The 21,123-nt window shown below is 34.3% G+C and carries 14 protein-coding genes; 1 reads left to right on the top strand and 13 read right to left on the bottom strand.

Going from position 1 to position 21,123, the window contains the following annotated elements; genetic code table 11:
* Positions 1–103: 103 nt before the first annotated feature.
* From H8R24_RS09260 to H8R24_RS09215, 10 genes are all read right to left on the bottom strand, one after another.
* Positions 104–1,105, bottom strand: a complete 1,002-nt coding sequence (locus H8R24_RS09260; RefSeq protein WP_225876793.1) for a transposase — start codon at positions 1,103–1,105, stop codon at positions 104–106.
* Positions 1,106–1,586: 481 nt separating this feature from the next.
* Entirely contained in the window at positions 1,587–4,418 is a 2,832-nt protein-coding gene (uvrA, locus tag H8R24_RS09255) for an excinuclease ABC subunit UvrA (protein ID WP_187018268.1), read from the bottom strand.
* Between the two features lie 571 nt (positions 4,419–4,989).
* On the bottom strand, positions 4,990–7,956 hold the full coding sequence (locus H8R24_RS09250; RefSeq protein ID WP_187018269.1) for a sensor histidine kinase: 2,967 nt from the start codon (positions 7,954–7,956) through the stop codon (positions 4,990–4,992).
* Between the two features lie 22 nt (positions 7,957–7,978).
* Positions 7,979–8,722: a LytR/AlgR family response regulator transcription factor gene (locus tag H8R24_RS09245; protein ID WP_187018270.1), complete on the bottom strand. Its 744-nt coding sequence runs from the start codon at positions 8,720–8,722 to the stop codon at positions 7,979–7,981.
* A gap of 153 nt (positions 8,723–8,875) precedes the next feature.
* A complete protein-coding gene (locus tag H8R24_RS09240; RefSeq protein ID WP_187018271.1) occupies positions 8,876–9,829 on the bottom strand; it encodes a Fic family protein in 954 nt (317 codons plus the stop codon).
* Positions 9,830–9,909: 80 nt separating this feature from the next.
* Positions 9,910–11,694 (bottom strand): chloride channel protein, encoded by a 1,785-nt coding sequence (locus H8R24_RS09235; RefSeq protein ID WP_187018272.1) that lies wholly within the window; start codon positions 11,692–11,694, stop codon positions 9,910–9,912.
* Between the two features lie 35 nt (positions 11,695–11,729).
* Complete coding sequence (locus tag H8R24_RS09230) at positions 11,730–11,894, bottom strand: DNA alkylation repair protein (RefSeq protein ID WP_317172575.1); 165 nt, start codon at positions 11,892–11,894, stop codon at positions 11,730–11,732.
* Positions 11,895–12,013: 119 nt separating this feature from the next.
* Positions 12,014–13,699, bottom strand: a complete 1,686-nt coding sequence (gene ggt, locus H8R24_RS09225) for a gamma-glutamyltransferase (RefSeq protein WP_187018273.1) — start codon at positions 13,697–13,699, stop codon at positions 12,014–12,016.
* A 36-nt stretch (positions 13,700–13,735) separates the two neighbouring features.
* On the bottom strand, positions 13,736–15,421 hold the full coding sequence (ggt, locus tag H8R24_RS09220; RefSeq protein WP_187018274.1) for a gamma-glutamyltransferase: 1,686 nt from the start codon (positions 15,419–15,421) through the stop codon (positions 13,736–13,738).
* A gap of 76 nt (positions 15,422–15,497) precedes the next feature.
* Positions 15,498–16,091, bottom strand: a complete 594-nt coding sequence (locus tag H8R24_RS09215) for an acyl carrier protein phosphodiesterase (protein WP_187018275.1) — start codon at positions 16,089–16,091, stop codon at positions 15,498–15,500.
* A gap of 96 nt (positions 16,092–16,187) precedes the next feature.
* On the opposite strand from H8R24_RS09215, the gene glmM reads away from it, so the two are divergent.
* The gene (gene glmM / locus H8R24_RS09210; protein ID WP_187018276.1) at positions 16,188–17,588 is read left to right on the top strand and encodes a phosphoglucosamine mutase; all 1,401 of its coding nucleotides are present in this window, start codon (positions 16,188–16,190) and stop codon (positions 17,586–17,588) included.
* Between the two features lie 74 nt (positions 17,589–17,662).
* Here glmM and H8R24_RS09205 read toward each other — a convergent pair whose 3' ends face one another.
* The 3 genes from H8R24_RS09205 to H8R24_RS09195 all read right to left on the bottom strand — a co-directional run bounded on the left by H8R24_RS09205 (position 17,663) and on the right by H8R24_RS09195 (position 20,387).
* Positions 17,663–17,902, bottom strand: coding sequence for a DUF1059 domain-containing protein (locus H8R24_RS09205; RefSeq protein WP_187018277.1), 240 nt, complete (start codon positions 17,900–17,902; stop codon positions 17,663–17,665).
* Between the two features lie 257 nt (positions 17,903–18,159).
* A complete protein-coding gene (locus H8R24_RS09200) occupies positions 18,160–18,957 on the bottom strand; it encodes a DUF1853 family protein (protein WP_187018278.1) in 798 nt (265 codons plus the stop codon).
* 572 nt (positions 18,958–19,529) lie between these two features.
* Positions 19,530–20,387 (bottom strand): bestrophin family protein, encoded by an 858-nt coding sequence (locus H8R24_RS09195; protein ID WP_187018279.1) that lies wholly within the window; start codon positions 20,385–20,387, stop codon positions 19,530–19,532.
* Positions 20,388–21,123: the final 736 nt, after the last annotated feature.

Raw genomic sequence — 21,123 nt, 5'->3', positions numbered from 1 at the left:
ATTTGTTTATCTGGTATAGCCTCGACTTGATTGGGGCTATTTTTTTTGTTTTTCTCGTCATTTATAAGATATGTTATATTTTCTTGCTGTTGATTGATTTTCTCTAAATAATTTGGATCATATTCCTCATTTTTTTCCAAATATGGTATATTAGGACCAATAGTTTTTTTTGTACAGCAACATAACTTTTCATTTTGATCCCATGTTTTTCAATGGTTCGATTGTATAAATCTATTGCTGGTTTTTCATTATGTTTAACAGCTACAAAGGCTGGCATAAATAATGCTCTTCTAATATGACTGTTGCCTTTTTTTGATATTTTTGTTTTTCCGGTACTGGTGCCAGACTCTCGTTCAACAACATCAAAACCTGCATAAGAGACTAATTGCTTATAATTTTTAAACAATTCAAAGCCATTTGTTTCTGCTAAAATTGTTGCTGCCGTAAGCATTCCAATTCCTTTTATTCTACAAATATTAGATACCTTTTGTTTTATTATTTCATCTGAATATATCAGATTCTTTATTAATTTCTCAAGTTCTTTGAGTTGCTTATCAAAGAGTTTAATGGTGTCTTGTTGTTGTTTTATCATCTTTTTACTTTTAAACATTGCATGTTCTAGAGCATGAAGCTGATTATTAAAAACTGTTTTTTGTTCTTGTAAATTTTGATACTGTCTTGTGTATTGTCGTAGTTCATAGAAAAACTTACCCATTGGTTGCCATAATTCCAAACATTGTTCGGCTCCCATTTTTGATAATCCTTTGGCATCAATACTATCATTTTTTGATTTTAATCCCAATGAAATTAAATAATGCTTTGCTTTATTTGGCAAAATAATGGAAGTGTTATATTTTCTTTCAGAAAAATACAAAGCACAATTTTCATGATAAACTCCAGTGGCTTCCATACATAGAACCAACGGAACTTCTTTCTCTTTATGGTTTTTCACAACCCATTCGTCCATGTCTTTAAATCCATTTAAAGTGTTTAAAAACGACTTGCTTGAAACAACAATTACTCTCTGATTACTATCAATTACTGACATACAAATGTCAATTTTTTTACTAGCAATGTCCAATCCTACTGAATACTTCAAATTCATAATTTTTTTGTTTTTACGATAACAAAATATTGCACATGCCTTTGCTCATTTTTTATACAACATCTAAATATTAATCTAGTGCTTAAGTACTTATTGAGGCTTATATGTAATAAAAACAAAGTTGATCTTCCTATACGTCAATATCATTAAAATGTATCTAGCCCGACAACGATTATGCAACTTTGTTTTGTTATCAAATAATATTTCAAAGTTAAGTATTTCATATATCTGTATTCAAAGCAAAGATATGAGCCTGACGCTACCGTAACGGAGTGGAGGTAGGGGCTCGCCCAAATAATTAAGAGTAATTAATATGTGAAAAACTAGCGTGCTTTTCAGGCGCTCATCCAATTAGAGGGAAATTTGTATTATATTTTCTAATCCCATTCTTTGGAGCTTCCGTTGTACGTTTTTTTTTTAAGGGTAGATACAAACCTGAAATAGTCTTAAAAAACAAAATCCGCCTTGTGGCGGATTAAGATTATTCTAATTCTTTCTTCAAGAATTTTGCGGTATAGCTTTTTTTGTTTTTTATGATTTCTTCGGGAGTACCTTTGGCGACTAATTGTCCACCGCCTTTACCACCTTCGGGACCAATATCTATAATATAATCGGCTAGTTTGATCACGTCCATATTGTGTTCAATAATTAAAATTGTATTTCCTTTATCTACTAGTTTATTAATTACGGTCATTAGTACTCTAATATCTTCAAAATGCAAACCTGTAGTGGGTTCGTCCAAGATGTAAAAAGTATTTCCAGTATCTTTTTTAGACAGTTCTCCAGCTAGTTTGATGCGTTGTGCCTCACCACCTGATAGCGTTGTGCTTTGCTGTCCTAGTGTAATGTATCCTAAACCTACATCCTGAATTGTTTTAACTTTTCTGTAGATTTTTGGAATCATTTCAAAAAATGGAACCGCTTCATCAACCGTCATATTCAAGACATCCGAGATCGATTTTCCTTTAAAACGAATTTCTAATGTTTCTCTATTAAAACGTTTTCCCTGGCAGGTTTCGCACTCCACATACACATCCGGTAAAAAGTTCATTTCGATCGTTCGCACACCAGACCCTTGACAAGTTTCGCAGCGTCCTCCTTTTACATTGAAGCTAAAACGACCGGCTTTGTAACCGCGAATCATACTTTCGGATGTTTTAGTGAATAAGGCTCTTATTTCGGTAAAAACCTCGGTATAAGTTGCGGGATTGGAACGTGGTGTTCTCCCAATCGGACTCTGGTCAATGTCTATTACTTTATCGATGTGTTCTAGTCCTTCAATTTTTTTATAGGGCTGCGGTTTTTTGACACCATTAAAATAATAAGCATTCAAAATAGGGTAGAGGGTCTCGTTGATTAAAGTAGATTTACCACTTCCTGAAACTCCTGTAACGCAAATCATTTTACCAAGAGGCAACTCAATAGAAACGTTTTTTAAGTTATTTCCGGTTGCGCCTGTTAGTTTTAAAAACTTTCCATTTCCTTCACGACGTTTTTTCGGAATCTCAAATTTCATTTTTCCGTTCAAATATTGTGCAGTAATGGTATCTGACTTCAAGGTTTCAGCTGGTGTACCAATACTGATGATCTCTCCTCCAAATTTTCCTGCTTTCGGGCCAATATCGATCACATAATCGGCTTGCTCAATCATGTCTTTATCGTGTTCTACCACAATAACTGAGTTTCCTATGTCGCGCAATTGCTCTAGTGAATGAATCAACTTTTCGTTGTCTCTTTGGTGTAAACCAATGCTTGGCTCATCTAAAATATAGAGTACGCCCACCAATTGCGATCCAATTTGAGTAGCAAGACGAATACGTTGCGCCTCTCCACCAGATAGGGATTTTGAACTTCGGCTTAAAGCCAAATAATCCAACCCTACATTCATTAAAAAATGCAGTCTATCTTTGATTTCCTTTACTACTTCAGTAGCAATTCGTTTTTGTTTATCCGATAAGTGATTGTGTAAATCATTAAACCAAATGGTCAAATCTGAAATGTCCATATCACACAATTCCGATATGTTTTTTTCATTGATTTTAAAGAATTGTGCCTCTTTTTTTAATCTAGAACCCTCACAAACGGGACAGTTAATCTCGTCCATGAATTCTTTGGCCCAACGTTTTATTGTTGTAGAACCACTCTCGTCGTATTGGTTTTTAATAAATTGAGAAATTCCCTCAAAGTCTATTTTGTAATCTCTCGCAACACCTAGGTTGGGGGAGTTGATTGTGAATTTTTCTTTTCCGCCATTCAAAATCATTTCCATTGCTTCCTCAGGAATTTTTTCGATTGGATCGGTGATTTTAAAGTCAAATTTCTCACCTATGATTTCCAATTGCTTGAAAATCCAAGACGATTTGTATTCGCCCAAAGGCGCAAAACCTCCTGCTTTTATAGACAGCTTAGGATTTGGAATTATCTTTTTTACGTTAATTTCGTTTACCGTACCCAGACCATTACAATGATCACAGGCTCCTTTTGGAGAGTTAAACGAAAATAAATTGGGTTCTGGATTTTGATAGGATATCCCTGAACTCGGGCACATTAAATTACGACTAAAATACCGTACTTCATTCGAATCCTGATCTAAAACCATCAAGACGTTTTCCCCATGATGCATGGCGGTATTGATACTTTCGGATAAGCGTTTTTGATTGTCGGTTGTTTCTTCAACTAGCATTCGGTCTACCACAATCTCAATATCATGAGTTTTATATCGATCCAATTTCATGCCCGATGTGATTTCGCGAACTTCACCATTTACCCTAACTTTCAAGAAACCTTGCTTCGCAATTTGCTGAAACAACTCACCATAATGTCCCTTTCTAGCCCTAATAACAGGAGCCAAAATATTGATGCGCTTATTTAGAAAGTCTTGCGTAATTAATTCCTTAATTTGCTCATCAGAGTAGCTCACCATTTTCTCCCCCGTATTGTAACTGTAAGCATCGGCACCACGAGCATAAAGCAAACGCAAGAAATCGTAAATCTCCGTAATTGTTCCCACAGTAGATCTTGGACTCTTACTTGTCGTTTTTTGTTCAATGGCAATTACCGGCGAAAGTCCGTCAATTTTGTCCACATCGGGACGTTCTAAGCCACCAAGAAACTGTCTGGCATAAGCCGAAAAAGTTTCTACATAACGCCGCTGCCCCTCGGCATAAATAGTGTCGAAAGCTAAGGATGATTTCCCAGAGCCCGAAAGCCCAGTGATAACAACCAGTTTCTCTCTAGGAATCGAAATATCTATATTTTTAAGGTTGTGAACACGTGCACCTTGAACTTCAATCGTATTGTCTTTGTCTAACATAATTTTGCAAAAAAGCAAAGTTACTCTTTTGGTTGATTCTTTCCATAGAACACTTTAGAAGTTTATGTTAAAATCAAGGATTTATAAATCATTTCAGCCTATTTCTAGAAGCAGAAACCAAACGTGTATCAATACAATTCCCTCCCGCTTTCCGTTTCAATCTTATAAGGCAAAACAATTGCCTTATAAGGATTTTTACTGCAATCGGGGCTGTTTATAACGATTTGTGCTTTTAATTATATTTGGCTGTTGCACATAAAAAAAACGCTAATTTGTAGATAGCGTCTTTTGTATAATTTGATATTTGTTCTGTAAAACTTTTGTTCAATGCTATATAAGGAATCTTTTTGTAAACAGGACTTGATAGTGTAACTAGTTGGGTTTTTTATGAGTAATGATTAAATATAGTATTAAGGATAAAACTACAAATGGTATTATGCGCATAATAGTTTCCATTTTTTGTGTATTTAAAGGTTTTGTTATCAAGTTGAAAAACAAATTTAAATACATAAAATATAATAAAAAATAGCGCAAAAGTAATTCGAGCATTCTAGGCTACAAAATGACTATTCTAGGTTGTAATTGGTTTTTCAGTTTGGATAATTAGTTTGATTTTGACTGTGGTTCCAGTTTCTGAGAAAATTATAACGATTGGATTTTCATTCGTAGGCTGCATAATTTGCAAGCGTTCTTTGGCAATAGACAATCCTTTTGAAACATGATTTTTAGTAGTTTCTTTTTTCCCGTTTCCATTGTCTGAAATAAGAATTTGTAAGCGCATGTTTGCTACTCTTGTGAATTCAATTGTAAATGCTGGTTGCACGGAATCTTCAGTAAATGCGTGTTTGAAAATATTTTCTACAAAAGGCTGCAACAACATAGTTGGGATCTCTGTAATCTCTTGAAGGATCGATTGATCAACAATAATTTGAGACTGTATTCGACCATCAAATCGCTTGTTTTCTATCGAAATATAAGTTTGTAAATACCGAATTTCATCTGCGATTGTTATGGTTTGATTCGAAGAGTTATCTAAGGTTTGGCGCATTAAACTAGCTACTTCGCTAATATAAATACTAGAATCAAGAACGTCTTTATTAAATACAAAACTCTGTATGCTGGTTAACGCATTAAATGTAAAATGAGGGTTCATCTGGCTCAATAAAGCTTCTAGTTTAGCTTTGGCAAGTTTGCGTTCGGTTGCGGCTTTTTGCTTCGCTTGTTTTTTTATTCTTGAAACGATAAGTAAAAAACATAGAACAAGACAAAGTCCTATTGCTGCATAAAACCAAGCCGTTTCCCAAAATGGTTTTTTAATAGTAATAGTTAGGATAGTGTAACAAGTCGTTTTACCCGAATGTAAGTCATATACTTCTATTTCTAATTGGTACGTATTGGCCGGTAAGTAAGACAAATAAACATAAGGTTTGTCAGTATATGGACTCCATCGGTCATCACTTTTTAAACGGTACCTGAATTTTAACTTGTTGGGGAAAGTATGTCCTTTAGGTACAAAATCAACAGCAATAGTATTCTGATTGTATTCACAATTTAATTCCTTTGAAGTATAGGTAAACCAATGGTAATTAGTGGACTTAATAGGTACGGAATTGATCGTAATATTTGTGATAGCAATGCTTGAAACCGTTTTTTTATTTGCAGTTAGTTTATCCAGATTGATGGAGAAATACCCTTTTTGGGTACCTAACCATAGTTGATTTTCAAAAATAGCCGAACTACTTATTGCAGCATCACTAAGGCCTTGCTCTTTGTCAAAGAATTGAAATTGCCCATTGCGATAAATAGTAATTCCCTGTTCAGTCCCAATAAAAATATAATCTTTGTACGATTCAAGAAAGGTAAGGGTGTTGCCTATTATTTGATCTTTATTAATGTTTTTTAGTACTTTAAAAGATTTTGAATCATCAATTATTGTAACGGCACCAAATTCTGAAGCAATTATGAGATTGCCTTTGTTGTTTTTAGTGATGAATTTTAGTTTTTCTTGACTCCAAATGTTATTATTCAAAAGGGATTGGAAGGTATTATTTTGATGTTTAAATAAACCTTGAAAAACGGACACTAAATAGGTTTTGTTTTGATTGTTTAAAATACCAACAACATTCAAAGGTGTACTTTTATCAAATTCCGAAAAGTGTTTGGCTTGTAAATGATAGACATTATCATAAATTCGAACACCTGCATAAGGAATGGTTTCTATAAATTGACCATCAGCAGTGAAACCAATCTTGTAGCTATGAATAGGAAGATAATTGATGATTGATCCGTTAAAATTCATTTCATAAACGCCTATATTACTTGTAATCCATAATGATTTTTCGTGTTTTACGATTTCATAAAATTCAATTTTAGAGGCGGGAGTACTATACTCTAGTTCAAAATAGCCATCGCTATGTGTTGGCAGTTTGTTTTTGGTAGTATTGATGTAGGCAAGTTCAGCTTTTTTAAAATCAGTATTCGTAATTGTTTTTACAACAAAATTGGAGCCATCCAAAATCGAAATTCCATCTTGATGCAAAATCACTTTTTGATGATTTAAAGTTTCAAAATCAACAATTTTTTTATTGTCAAATGGATTGTAAACGATGGTTTGATCTAATTGAACTTCATAAATTCCTTTGTCTTTTGAGCCTACATATAGGCAGTCTTTTTCAGGATTATAAGCCACATTCAAAATGCTTTGGGAATCAATCCCATACTCTCTTGAGACGTTAGTTATTTCATTGTTAGCAATAGTAAAAAGTCCGCCACTTAAGTCAAAAACGCCCCAGGCAGCAGCATGTTTTTTATTGTACTTATCTATTGCATAGTCCCAAACAGTGGTGCTCCCGAATGATTTTGTTGTGTTTTTATTTTCTATTAGGTCATTGATATCTAATTGCTCCATAGTAGCTTTGCCACCCACTAAAAGGGTGTTGTCAAACAATCCTAGACTAAAAGCATGATCTAGTTTTAATACTCTCTCTATTCGAGGAAGACTATTTTTGTAGACGATTTTAAAAACACCTTCATTGGAAGTCGAAAAATAAACTTCGTTTTTAGACATAACGAAATCAGTTACGATAAAAACCCCAAAATGAGGTAAGATTCCTTTTGGGACACTAATTTTATTGGTTTTTATATCGATGATAGCTACACCTAGATCGGTACCAACATACATTTTGTTTTTGTAGGCTAACAGTTTTCGTGCTTTAGTATTTGGTAGTCCATTAGAAGCATTGAAAACCGTATATCGTTTGCCATCATATTTGTAAATTCCGCCACCGTAACTGGCAAACCACATATTTCCTTCGCTGTCCTGACTTATATCCCAACAGCTGTTGTTGGTGATTTTTTTTGGTAATTCTAGAGTGGAAAATGTACCGTTTTCAAATTTACAGATTCCGTTTTCGGTACCAATCCAGACATCATAATTCTGATCTAAAAATAAGGATCGCACGGCATTATTAGGTAGCCCGTTAGCAGTTGTATAATTTTTTGCAGGTTTATATTGAGCAGTTATAATCAGGCTGCTCATTAGGAGTAGAGGAAGGAGAAATTTACTGATTAATTGCATCCATCAGTGTTGATTTATTGTACTCGGTAACAGTTATTAAGTAGCCATTAGAGAGTGTTATTTTTTTGTTTTTTGTGTGAAATGATTTGATGAATTTTTTGTTTACGATAGCGCTACTACTTACTTTTAGAAATAAACGATCTGTTAACAATTGATGCATTTCTTTTAATGATTTAGAAACAACAATAGTTTCATTAATGGTCTCAATTTTACATTTCCCATCACCATTTCCCGTCTCGCAGTAAATGATGTCTGTTGTTGTTATTACTTTAAAGCCGTCATTGCTAGATAGTATAATAGACGTATTGGAATTATTTAAGTTGTTTTTTAAAACCTCAAACCGTTCTTGACTATTGGCTAGCGCAATCTTATTTTCAAAACGATCTATAATCGATTTTATATTTAAGGGATTTATAGGTTTCATTAAATAATCTAAAGCACTACACTGAAGCGCATCAATATATTTATTAGCATGTCCAGTGACAAACACAATTTCAAATGGAACTTTGGTATAATGCTCGACTAATTCAAAACCATTTCGTTGAGGCATCTCAATATCCAAGAAAACTAAATCAGGCTTGTTTTTTTCGATAGAAATAATTGCTGCGTCTACAGAGTTGCACAAATCTGCGATGATGATTTTTTTATCACCATAAATTTTGCAAAAGCTGTGAATGAGCTCTCTTGATTTGGCGTCGTCATCAACGATAATTGCTTTTATAATCATAGGTTAAATAGGGGCTAAAAATGGCAAATAGAATGATGGGGTCAATCAATTTACTGTAAATGGTATTTTAAGTATTTAACAAAAATACAATTTTAATTATACCTTCCCGAATTAAAAAGACGCTATTACGTAAAAAAAACGCTAATTAGTTGATTAGCGTTTTCTTTTTCTACTGGCCATATAGTTTGCAACGGCTTCTTTTGTTGTTAGCCAGTTTCGGCCTTCTTTGTAAGCATCAATTTTACCTTGCCTAGCAAGTAAGCTGATGTATTCTTGCCCATAAGGCATATCTGGCTCTTGAACTAAATTAGAAATAGCAATATATTCAGCCTCGTTTCCTGGAAGTGCAGTTAAGTATATATTTAATGTACGCTCAATTGCTTGACACATCAACAAAGTAAGTTTTTGATAATTCCCACCATTAGCTTGATTTAATGCTTCGTAGTATTTTTTACGGTCATTTTTTAAGATAATCGCTGGCGGAAAACCAGCACGCATCAATAATAAATTCATAGCCAGTCTTACTGTACGTCCATTTCCATCAAAGAATGGGTGAATCCAGACGAGTTTATGGTGAAAAACAGTTGCAAGCTCGATATCATTAAGGTTTAGTGGATTGGTATTGATAAAGTCAATTAACTCATCTAATAAAATTGAAATTTTAGTAGCATTTGGTGGAACAAAATTAGCTCCTGAAATACGAACTCCTCCGTTACGTAAACGTCCTGCAAAATCCTCTTCAATAGAACGTAAAACCAATCCGTGCAAAGATAAAATATCGATACTACGCAGGACATATTCATCATTTATTATGGAGAATAGGTAGTCAATTGCTTTATCGTGATTGTGCGTTTCAAAATGTTCTCGCAATGATTTACCTTTGATCGTTATTCCTTCTTGAAGTACCATTTGCGTTTCTCTTAAACTCATTGTATTTCCTTCAATACTATTAGAATTATAGGTCCATTCTATTGATAAACTTTCTTTAATTTTATTCAAAGCTATTGCGGGCAAAGGTCTGCTGGTTTGCAGTTCTTGCTTTTTTTGGTACAATCGATCAAATGTTGTTTGAAACTCTTCTCTATAATTTACATCTATCTTCCACATAACCACAAAGATAGTATAAATATCGGATCATTCAATAAAACACCCTATCCGATAGTAATAAAAAATAATATCGAAGATGATTACTCGATCGTCATTGATTTTAATTTTGTTCGATACGCTTCTAGCGCTATAGATTTAGAAATAAAACCATGGTATTTTTCGTCTTTTATGACGGGTAAAAAAGCCATTTTTGAACGTTCAAATTTGTTCATTACAGTTTCCATACTATTAAAAGGGTAAATTACTTCGGCTGGAGTGGTCATGATGTCTTTTACTAAAGTATATTTCACTCGGTACGAATTAAATATTATTTCTCTAATATTATTAAAATGTACAATACCGAGTAAGTGTTTATCTTCATCTACTACCGCAAAAATTACTTGGTTCGAATGTGATATTAAATCGACTAGTTTTTCTAAATTTTCTTCAGGGGAGATAGTCAAATAATCGGTTTGAATAATGGAAGTCGTTTCTAGGGTTGACAGGACATTAGTATCTTTATTGCTTGTAAAAGCATGCCCTTTTTGTACTAAACTTTTTACATCCATTGAGTGTTTTTCAAATCGTTTAGAAATAGCAAAACTGATCGAAGCCACAATCATTAATGGAAGCATTAAACTGTAACCACCAGTAATCTCGGCTATCAAGAAAATGGCTGTCAATGGAGCATGGAACAAACCGCTTAAGATCCCTGCCATTCCTACAAGTGTAAAATTACTCACGGGCAAGCGCGTCAGTCCTGTTAGATTTATAAATTTCGAAAAGAAAAAGCCAATATAGGATCCTAAAAATAGTGCTGGCGCGAAGTTTCCTCCATTTCCTCCTGATCCCAATGTTATTCCCGTTGCAAAAACTTTTAACATCATAGTACAACCTACAAAAGCAAGTAGTATCCATGGGTTGTCTCTAAAACTTCTAAAAAGGGTATTTTCTAGTAATTTTCCGGGATCATTTTCGGATAATACTTTTATACTCTCATATCCTTCTCCAAATAAAGTAGGAAAAACAAAAATTAAAACGGCCAATATAGAAGCGCCAAACAAAGCTTTCTTGTACGGGTTTAGTTTTAGTTTGTGAAAAAAATGTTCTGTTCTTTGAAAATTTCGAGTGTAATAAATGGAAACAAAACCAGTGAAAATACCTAAGAGAATGTAAAAAGGGATCTTGTGATAATCAAAAACTTGTTGTTGTTTAAAATTCAATAAAATGGTCTCATCTAATACAATTTCGGATACTAAGGCTCCAGTGGCAGCGGCAATCATAATAGGCGTAAAAGCAGATATACTTACGTCTACCAATAAAAATTCGATTGCAAATAAAACTCCTGCGATAGGTGCGTTAAAGGCAGCTGCAATTCCAGCTGCTACTCCGCAACCAATAAGTAAGGTTCTGTCTTTGTAACTAAGTTTATATTTTTGGGCATAATTAGATCCAAATGCTGCACCTGTTACCACAATAGGACTCTCAAGTCCCGCCGAACCTCCTAAACCTACAGTTAAGGAACTCGTGAAGATCTGTGCATACATTTGCTTTTTGGGAATAATACTAGCTTTCTTGGCTACTCCGTATAAAATTTGAGATGTTCCTTTTTCAATAGAACCTCCCAATACTTTTTTGACAACAAAAACAGTTAATAATAGACCAGCAACAGGCAAGATACTATTAATAAAACTCAATTTTAAAATTACATTAATGTAGGTTGCAAATGAAAAAACCCAGTGGGCGAATGTCTTTAAAACAATTACTGCAAAGGCTGAAGTGATACCAACTAATACACTAGATAAGAAGATGAATTGCTTTTCTGTCAGTATAGATTGTGACCACGCAATTATGCTTTCTAATTTAGATTTAATTTTTTTGAACATTTATTTTTATTTGAAAACGCTAAATTACTATTATTTTAAGCATTAGTTAAATTTTTCAAAGCTTCTTTTTTACTCAATGTTTTTAAGTCTGAATGACTAACATATTCAATTACTGCCGCAACATTAGTTTTACCGTATTCTCTTAAAGACCAAAAAATAGCTTTTTTAATCATGAATTGGATGCTATCTTGATGTTCCACACATTTTTTCTGTTAGTTTAAATCAGTTTTTAATTTAGAAGAGGGTAGAAACTGAATAAGTCTTCTGGTGAGCTACATATTCAGGAATTAAAACCAAGTCTTTTTATGTGTAATTTCATTTAAAATCCAATTGCGGTATCATCGCCTCTAAAGTCGGCACCACCTTCTAGTTTTCCATTTGGTAGTACTAACACAGCGTCTACTTTTCCTATTACTGGTGTATTTTTTTCATTAATCAAATAGCCTTTTACTTTTAAGGTTTCTAATGTTTTAACATCAAATGCATTAGGTTCAAATGTGATTAAGTCAGGCAGCCATTGATGATGAAAACGAGCGGCATTTACTGCTTCTTGCATGCTTAAATCATATTCGTAAACATTTAAAATCGTTTGTAATACTGAAGTGATAATCGTTGATCCACCTGGCGATCCAACTGTCATGAATAATTTGCCGTTTTTTTCGACTATTGTTGGAGTCATAGAACTCAACATGCGTTTGCCTGGAGCAATACTGTTGGCTTCATTTCCTACTAACCCAAACATATTGGGGCTACCTGGTTTTGCGCTAAAGTCATCCATTTCATTATTTAACATAAAGCCCAATTCATCACAATAATATTTTGATCCAAAACCTGCATTTAAGGTAGTTGTAGCCGAAACTGAATTACCAAATTGATCTACAATAGAGTAGTGGGTAGTTTCCATACTTTCATTATAAGTCACCGCACCCTCTTTAACATCCGAGGATAAGGTGGCTTTGTCAATGTTAAAAGTACTCATTCTTCCTTTTAGGTAATTATCGTCCATTAGTGCTTTGAGCGGGATTTTTACAAAATCAGGATCTCCTAAAAAATAACTTCTGTCAGCGTAAGCTCTTCTTTCGGCTTCAACAATAATTTGGATTCCTTCGGCCGAGTTGTGACCCATTTTTTTCAAATCATACGGAGCTATCATTTTCATTATTTGCGCTAAGCAAATTCCTCCACTACTTGGCGGAGCCATAGAAATAATTTTTAAATCTTTGTATTTAAAGGTGATTGGGTTTCTCCATTTGGCTTCGTATTTAGCCAAATCTTCCATTGTGATAATTCCACCTTTACTTTGTAAATAAGCAACTAGCTTTGAAGCTGTTTCGCCTTTGTAAAATTCATCTTTTCCGTTTTTTGCAATTCTACGTAATGTATTGGCTAAAGTAGGATATTTAATCGTATCCTTTTCTTTATAAACCTTTGATAAAACCGAATTTACACCGTTAATTTTGATTAGTTCGGCGCGGTAATCGTTTAAACGTTCCTCTTGTTTATGGGTTACAATAACCCCTCTTTCGGCTAATTCGATTACGGGTTTTAAAATTTCCGACATTGGCAAAGAGCCTAGTTTTTTATGCACGGCAAATACACCTGCAATAGTTCCGGGAATCCCAATTGCCAAAGGCGTTTTGGTGCTTTTGCCAGGGATTACATTGCCGTTACTATCTAGAAACATGTCTTTTGTGGCTGCTAAAGGAGCTTTTTCACGATAATCCAAAGTTCCTGTTTCACCATTGGCTTTGCGATAAACCATAAAACCACCGCCACCAATATTTCCTGCATAGGGATAAGCCACAGCAAGTGCTAACTCAGTAGCAACCATCGCGTCAAAAGCATTGCCCCCCTTTTTCATTATATCTGATCCAATTTTTGAAGCTTCAGCTCTTGCTGATACAACCATCGCTTTATTGGCAATAAGTCCTGTAGGTTGAACAGTACTAGTTTGGGCTTTGCATCCACAACAAGCGACTATTAACAGTAGAATTAGTTTTTTCATTTCTGAGGTATTTATAATATTGATTTAATTGTAATTTTAGAAACCTGTAGCTTTATTATCTTCTCTTTTGTCAGCGCCTCCTTCTAGTTTTCCATCTGGCAAAATTAAAATAGCATCCACTTCGCCAATGATCTCTTTGTTGGTTTCGTTGACTTTATAGCCTTTAAGGATCAGTTTTTCTAGGAGTTTTTTATCAAAAGACTTAGGTTCGAAAGTGATTTCATCCGGTAACCATTGATGATGAAAGCGGGCTGCGTTTACAGCTTCCTGCATACTCATATTGTATTCGTAAACATTCAAAATGGTTTGTAAGACCGAAGTAATAATAGTAGAACCTCCAGGTGTTCCAACCACCATAAATAATTTACCGTTTTTTTCGACTATAGTGGGTGTCATCGAACTCAACATTCTTTTTCCAGGTGCAATACTATTGGCTTCTGTACCTGTAAGGCCATACAGGTTAGGTACGCCTGGCTTAGCACTAAAGTCGTCCATTTGATTGTTAAGAAAAAATCCTAATTCGTCACAATAGATTTTAGAACCGTAATTATCGTTTAATGTTGTGGTGGCAGATACGGCGTTACCATCGGCGTCTACAATAGAATAATGAGTAGTTTGCTTGCTTTCGTATCCTGCAATATTTCCCTTTGAAATACTAGAAGATTTAGATGCTTTATCAAATGAAAAATCACTCATTCTTTGATGGATGTAAGTAGCATCAAGTAATTCTTTTACAGGTAGTTTTACAAAATCTGGATCGCCTAGAAAAGAGTTTCTGTCAGCGTATGCTCTTCGTTCGGCTTCAGTAATTAGTTGGATCGCTTTTACACTATTGTGGCCCATCTCTGCTATGTTATATGGTTCGATCATTTTCATGATTTGATTCAAACAAATACCGCCGCTGCTGGGCGGTGACATAGAGGTGATTTTTAAATCTTTGTATTCAAAAGTTATGGGTGAACGCCATTTGGCTTCGTACGTATTTAAGTCTTGTATAGCCATATTACCTCCTTTGTTATTCAAAAAACGGACTAACTTCTGGGCTGTTTCTCCTTTATAGAATTCGTCTCGACCATTGGTTGCAATACGATGCAAAGTTGCAGCTAGTGCTGGATATTTTATAGTGTCTCCCACTTTGTATGCTTTCGAAAATAAACTACTGGGACCATTTGTTTTTATAAAAGTTTCCCTGTATTTTGATAAACTTTCCGCTTGATGTTCAGTTACAACGACTCCTTTTTTTGCTAAAGCGATTACAGGTGCTAGAATTGTAGCAATTGGTAAAACACCATATTTTTTATGTACTTCAAATAAACCTGCAACAGTAGCTGGAACCCCAGATGCAAATGCCGAAGCTGTACTTTTACCTTCAATAACATTCCCGCCATTGTCTAGAAACATATCCTTAGTCGATGCCAGTGGAGCTTTTTCTCTATAATCTAATGCGCCAGTTTCTCCGTTTGCTTTTCGAAAAACCATAAAACCACCACCTCCAAGGTTACCAGCTTGCGGGTAAGAAACGGCTAAAGCTAACTCTGTGGCTACCATAGCGTCAAATGCATTTCCGCCTTTTTTCATGATCTCAACTCCTATGATTGAAGCTTCTTCACGTGCTGAAACTACCATTGCTTTGTCCGTAACTAAGCCGGTAGCGTTAATTGCTGATTCATTGGTCTTGCAGCCAATTAGAATAAGGAATAGAAACGGAATTATTTTCTTCATAATTTCTTTTTAAATGGTGAACTGCTTTGGTTCGAAAGTGGCAAAACAGAGTAAATTCTATTGGATCAGTTTTGCTTTATAAGTATTCCAATATTTCCGATTGTTCCAATACATGTTGCTTTAAATCTTCAAAAAAAGTGGTAAATTCATTTTCAAATTCATCGTAAAACTGTTCCAGTTCCTCCGTTGCAAATTGCATTTTGGATTTGAATTTTGTGAGGCTATCCATCTGCGTCAATATGGTATGAATTCCTGATACTGTTTGATAAGTTGATAACCAATTTTGTTTGATCATATAAGGCAAGTAATGAATCGTTCTATCGGTTAAATGACCACGATTGTCTTCAAGTGATTGATAAAAAGCTAAAATGTATTCTTCTAGATTTTCATTCGAATATTTCGTCCAGTTCTTAGCCAAAAAATGATCGTAGAATACATCTACAATTACTCCTGCATAGTGATGGTATCTAGCGTGTAGTTTTTTGGTACTTTGTCTAAATATAGGATGCGCATCTGTAAAGGTGTCAATAGCTCTATGAAGGATAATTCCTTTTTGGATATCCGTAGGGTACTGGTCAAAATGTTTCCCCCGAATTCCATCGGCCATAAAATTCCCTATTTTGATGTGATCGTTATCTCCTGAAAGATAAATGTGTGCTAAAAAGTTCATTCGCCTAAATTATGAATTCTAAATGACTTTTTTAAACGCTCAATTATTATATTTGTCGAAATTATCGAGATAAATCAAACTTTAAAATTAATAAGAATGACTTTAATAAAATCAATATCTGGAATTCGTGGAACTATAGGTGGCAAAGTAGGGGACAACCTTACGCCAGTTGATGCCGTAAAATTTGCTTCGGCTTATGGTACTTGGTTGAAAAACAGCAGCCAACCTAAAACGGATAAGGAAAAACTAAAAGTAGTTGTAGGTCGTGATGCACGTATCTCTGGTCCTATGATTCATAATTTAGTAGTGAATACTTTGATAGGTCTTGGAATTGATGTTATTGATTTAGGTCTTTCGACTACACCAACAGTTGAGATTGCTGTTCCTCTTGAAAAAGCTGATGGTGGTATTATTCTTACCGCTTCTCACAATCCAAAACAATGGAATGCCTTGAAGTTATTGAATGGAAAAGGGGAATTTTTAAACGGAATTGAAGGTGAAAAAATTCTTGTCATTGCAGAAGCTGAAGCGTTTGATTTTTCGGATGTGGATAGTTTAGGTGAAGTTACAGAGAATGATGCTTATATGGATATTCACATCGACGAAGTTTTGAACTTAGCTTTGGTTGACGTTGAAGCTGTAAAAGCGGCCAAATTTAAAGTGGTTGTTGATGGTGTGAACTCATCGGGTGGAATTATTATTCCTAAATTGCTGGAGCAAATGGGGGTTGAAGTAATCAAATTATACTGTGAACCAAATGGTCACTTTCCGCATAATCCAGAACCTTTAAAGGAGCATTTAACAGATATATCAGAATTAGTAGTGAAAGAAGGTGCTCATTTAGGAGTAGTCGTTGATCCTGATGTAGATCGTTTGGCATTTATTTGCGAAGACGGTGAAATGTTTGGTGAAGAGTATACACTTGTGGCTTGCGCCGATTACGTTTTGAGTAAAACTCCAGGAAACACGGTGTCTAATATGTCTTCTTCTCGTGCATTACGTGATGTAACCAATAAACATAACGGAACTTACGAAGCTTCGGCAGTTGGGGAAGTGAATGTAGTTGATCTAATGAAGAAAAATAACGCCATTATAGGTGGTGAAGGTAATGGTGGAATCATATATCCAGAATCACATTATGGACGTGATAGTTTGGTAGGTGTGGCTTTATTTTTAACGCATTTAGCAAACAAGAAAATGTCAGTTTCTGCTTTGCGTGCATCGTATCCTGAATATTATATGAGTAAAAACAAAATTGAATTAACGCCACAAATTGATGTTGATGCAATTCTTGTTGCAATGACCGAAAAATATAAAAACGAAGACATAACTACAATCGATGGTGTGAAAATTGATTTTGCTACAGAATGGGTGCATTTGAGAAAATCAAATACAGAACCTATAATTCGTATTTATACCGAAGCACCTTCACAAGAGAAAGCGGATACGCTAGCTTTGAGAATTATTGACGAAATTAAAGCAGTAGCTGGAATCTAAAATTTCCAATTGCCTTTAGAATAGAAAACCCTTTCAAATAGATTTTTGAAAGGGTTTTTATTTGGATAGATTTGTTAATTATCAGATGGAAGGCAATCAAATGTTTTTCTTTTATTTTCATACCAAGCATTCATACCTTGTGGGAAATGCATTAATTCTTGCATTTCTCTCATTGCTTTGCCATGAGCATCATCTGCTTTTTGAATCATTTCTAACGCATGGTTTTTACTTTGTTCGGCCATTTCTTCAAAAGTATTTGCGTGAAATTGGGCTTCACAAGCTCCACCAAGTTGTTTACAAGTCATTGTTTTCATAATATAGTTTTTTAATAAAAGACTAAATACGTAGCATTGATAGGTAATTCATAGCGAAATTAATTACGTATTTTAGTCATTATATAGTGTTGTATTGCTAATATAGTGTAAAATAATGAGAATTTAAAGTGTTTATGGTTGAAATTAATGTAATTTGATAATTACTATGTTTTTGTTTGTAGTGAAATGTAGTTGGATTTTGTAGCTTGTCCTTCCCAAATGGGAAATTTAGTAACTCATACATGAGTTAAAAAGGATTACCACCAAACAATAAAAAGTTCGGTATAATAATTACCTTGTTTTTGCCAACATAAAGGACTTTGTTTTTCGAGTCTGTTTAATTTTAATACGTTTTCAATAGTGTTTAATTCCTGCCAAGTTTCATTTGTTGCCGGATGTATTCCCCAATCTTTTTTTGTGGGTAAATAGTATAAATTGTCAGGATTGTGAAGTTCTATAAAAGTTTTTAAGTTTATGTAAAATCCTTTGATCGCTGGTAAGTATTTAGGATCTAGTTCTGTCTTTAAATTATAAGGTATAAACAGAGAAACAAGTAAACATAATTTTTGAGTAATTGTGCTAACATCAATATTTTCTAGTTGAGATACAGCGCATGGGTGAAATAATAAAGGAAATTGTTTTGTCTTTAGTTTATAGAGTTTCTCATTCAAGGAATCGTTTCTATTGGGACCGATCCAATTAAGGATTGGCTCGGAAGAAATTGACGGATCAAACAAGTAAAATTTGTATGCTAGCTCTAAATGAATTTGTTGTTTCGATGCTGTGTTTTCAATAATAAAATCAATTTCACCTATCGTCTTTTGATTTTCAATAATTTGAACATTTTCATAAATAATTCTGAAATTGATGGATTCTTGAATTAGTTTCGAAACAACTTTCTCAACCAAATGTCCCAGCCGAATGTTAGTAGGTAATTCAAAATCTGATATTTTTTGAATATCAAGAGATCGTAAATCAAAATTTAAAAAGCCTGTGAGCGTACTGTCTAAGCTGCCTGATTGTAAAATTGACTTAATCCTAGATGTTGAATTCATGCAGATTTTTTTTTTTGTATAAATATAGGAAGACTGTTCTAAAATACTTCTCTTATTCGTTTTGAATAAAGAGCGAATTTGGTCAATAATTGCACAATGATATAAAAAAAACAGGATAAAGGATCTTAAAGTTAACAATAGACTTAATCTTGCCATTCAGACTACGGCCGAATCCCCGTAAGCATCTCGACAATATTGTTTATGTTTAAATTCAAGTTACATTATTACGCGAAGACACACAAAGAGAGCACAGAGGTACACAAAGTTTAAAATATCTCCAAAATTGATATGCTCACTAAGGAGGAATCCCTGAGAGTTGCTCGGAAAAATAAGTGTTTTATGTTTGTCTTGCAGAAGTAGTTTAGAGTGATAGCTTCGTTCCTCAAAATGATTTTTAGTGCACAAAAACTCCTAGCCCCGGTAGAAGTGAAAGCGATTGCAGGGAGAAAACCGCTTTTTTCTGGTTGGGGCAGAGCGACTGCAAGAAGCTCCTGAAACAGCCTAGAAAAAGGGTTTTGTACCAAAATGGCTGTAGCGGATGACGGGAATTGCTCCTCAAAAAAAGTATTGATTTAAAGCAATTCTTCGACGTGGCGCTTGATGTTTTCGGCGATTTTTTTAGTGGGTAAATCGTTGTCGTCGTTCCCAAAAGGGTCTTCGATTTCTTCGGCAATTAGCTCTAAACTGGCCAAGACGTAAAAGGTGAATATCACAACAGGAATGACGTAGTACCCTAAATTAAACACGTATCCAAAAGGCAATGTCATCACGTAAAAGAAAATAAATTTCTTGATAAATGCACTGTAAGAATAGGGGATAGGCGTGTTTTTTATGCGTTCGCATGCACCACAAATATCGGTTAAGGATTGGATTTCATGGTTTATGATGATGAGTTGGTCTCCAGTTATTTTTTTTGAATTATAGAGGTCGTTTATTTTATGAAATAAGATTTTGGCCACTTGGTTGGGTCTGTGTTTGTGGTGTTCTATAATAACATCTTCAAAAAGTTGCTTGCTGGTTTCTTCGTCTTTTAAATGTTTGTTTAAGATAGAGGCGTAGCTTGGGATTATTTTTCTAAAAAAAGCACGATCTGACTCTTCAGTTAAAATTGCCGATAGTTTCAGGGCTAGATTTCGAGAATTGTTGACTAAACTTCCCCAGATTTTGCGGCCTTCCCACCAGCGATCGTAAGCGGTATTGGTACGGAAAACCAGTAATAACGAAATCACAAATCCAAGCATTCCGTGCATGATGGAGATGTTCTTGACATGGCTGTCCTCTGGTAAAACCCAATATTCTATTTCAAGATACGCTATCCCAGCCGAATACAAACCAATGAAAATCATCATGGGAATTAATTGGCGAAAAGTGTCGGCTTTATGAAAACGAAAAATGAAGGTAATCCAGTCTTTTGGGTTGTATGAAATCATGGTGGATGAATCGAAAGTTAAAAGTCTTGTTGTATAAAAATATATTGTTGCAGCTAGGCAACGCAAAGTAATGAAGTCTAAATATAAATGAGATATAAAATTAAGATAAAACTCATTAATGTCCTAAATAAAATATTTAACCAGATAGAAACATAGAAAAAAAAGTAAATGATAGAACAATTATTGTTTTCACAAAAGGAGACTATGCTTCAAGCAAAAGCGCTCTGTACCTCTTTTTTATAGCTAATTATGGTTATGTCTCTAGCTGGTAAAAAAGATATCATGAATAAAAAAAAATAATCTAAAATATTTAACCACATAGAAACATAGAAAAAAACTAAATGATAGAACAATTATTGTTTTCACAAAGGGAGACTATGCTTCAAGCAAAAGCGCGCTGTACCTCTTTTTTATAGTTTATAATGGCTATGTCTCTAGCTGGTAAAAAAGTTATCATGAAAAAAAAAATCTAAAATATTTAACCAGATAGAAACATAGAAAAAAAAGTAAATGATAGAACAATTATTGTTTTCACAAAAGGAGACTATGCTTCAAGCAAAAGCGCTCTGTACCTCTTTTTTATAGTTTATAATGGCTATGTTTCTATGCGGTAAAAAAGATAAGATGAATTAAAGTTATTTAATATTTAACCACATAGAAACATAGAAAAAAAGTAAATGATAGAACAATTATTGTTTTCACAAAGGGAGACTATTCTTCAAGCAAAAGCGCTCTG

The organism is Flavobacterium muglaense (assembly GCF_014305155.1).
In the GTDB taxonomy this organism is placed as follows: domain Bacteria; phylum Bacteroidota; class Bacteroidia; order Flavobacteriales; family Flavobacteriaceae; genus Flavobacterium; species Flavobacterium muglaense.
Note: the sequence above shows the minus strand (reverse complement) of the source record. Positions and strands in the feature narration are given on the sequence as shown.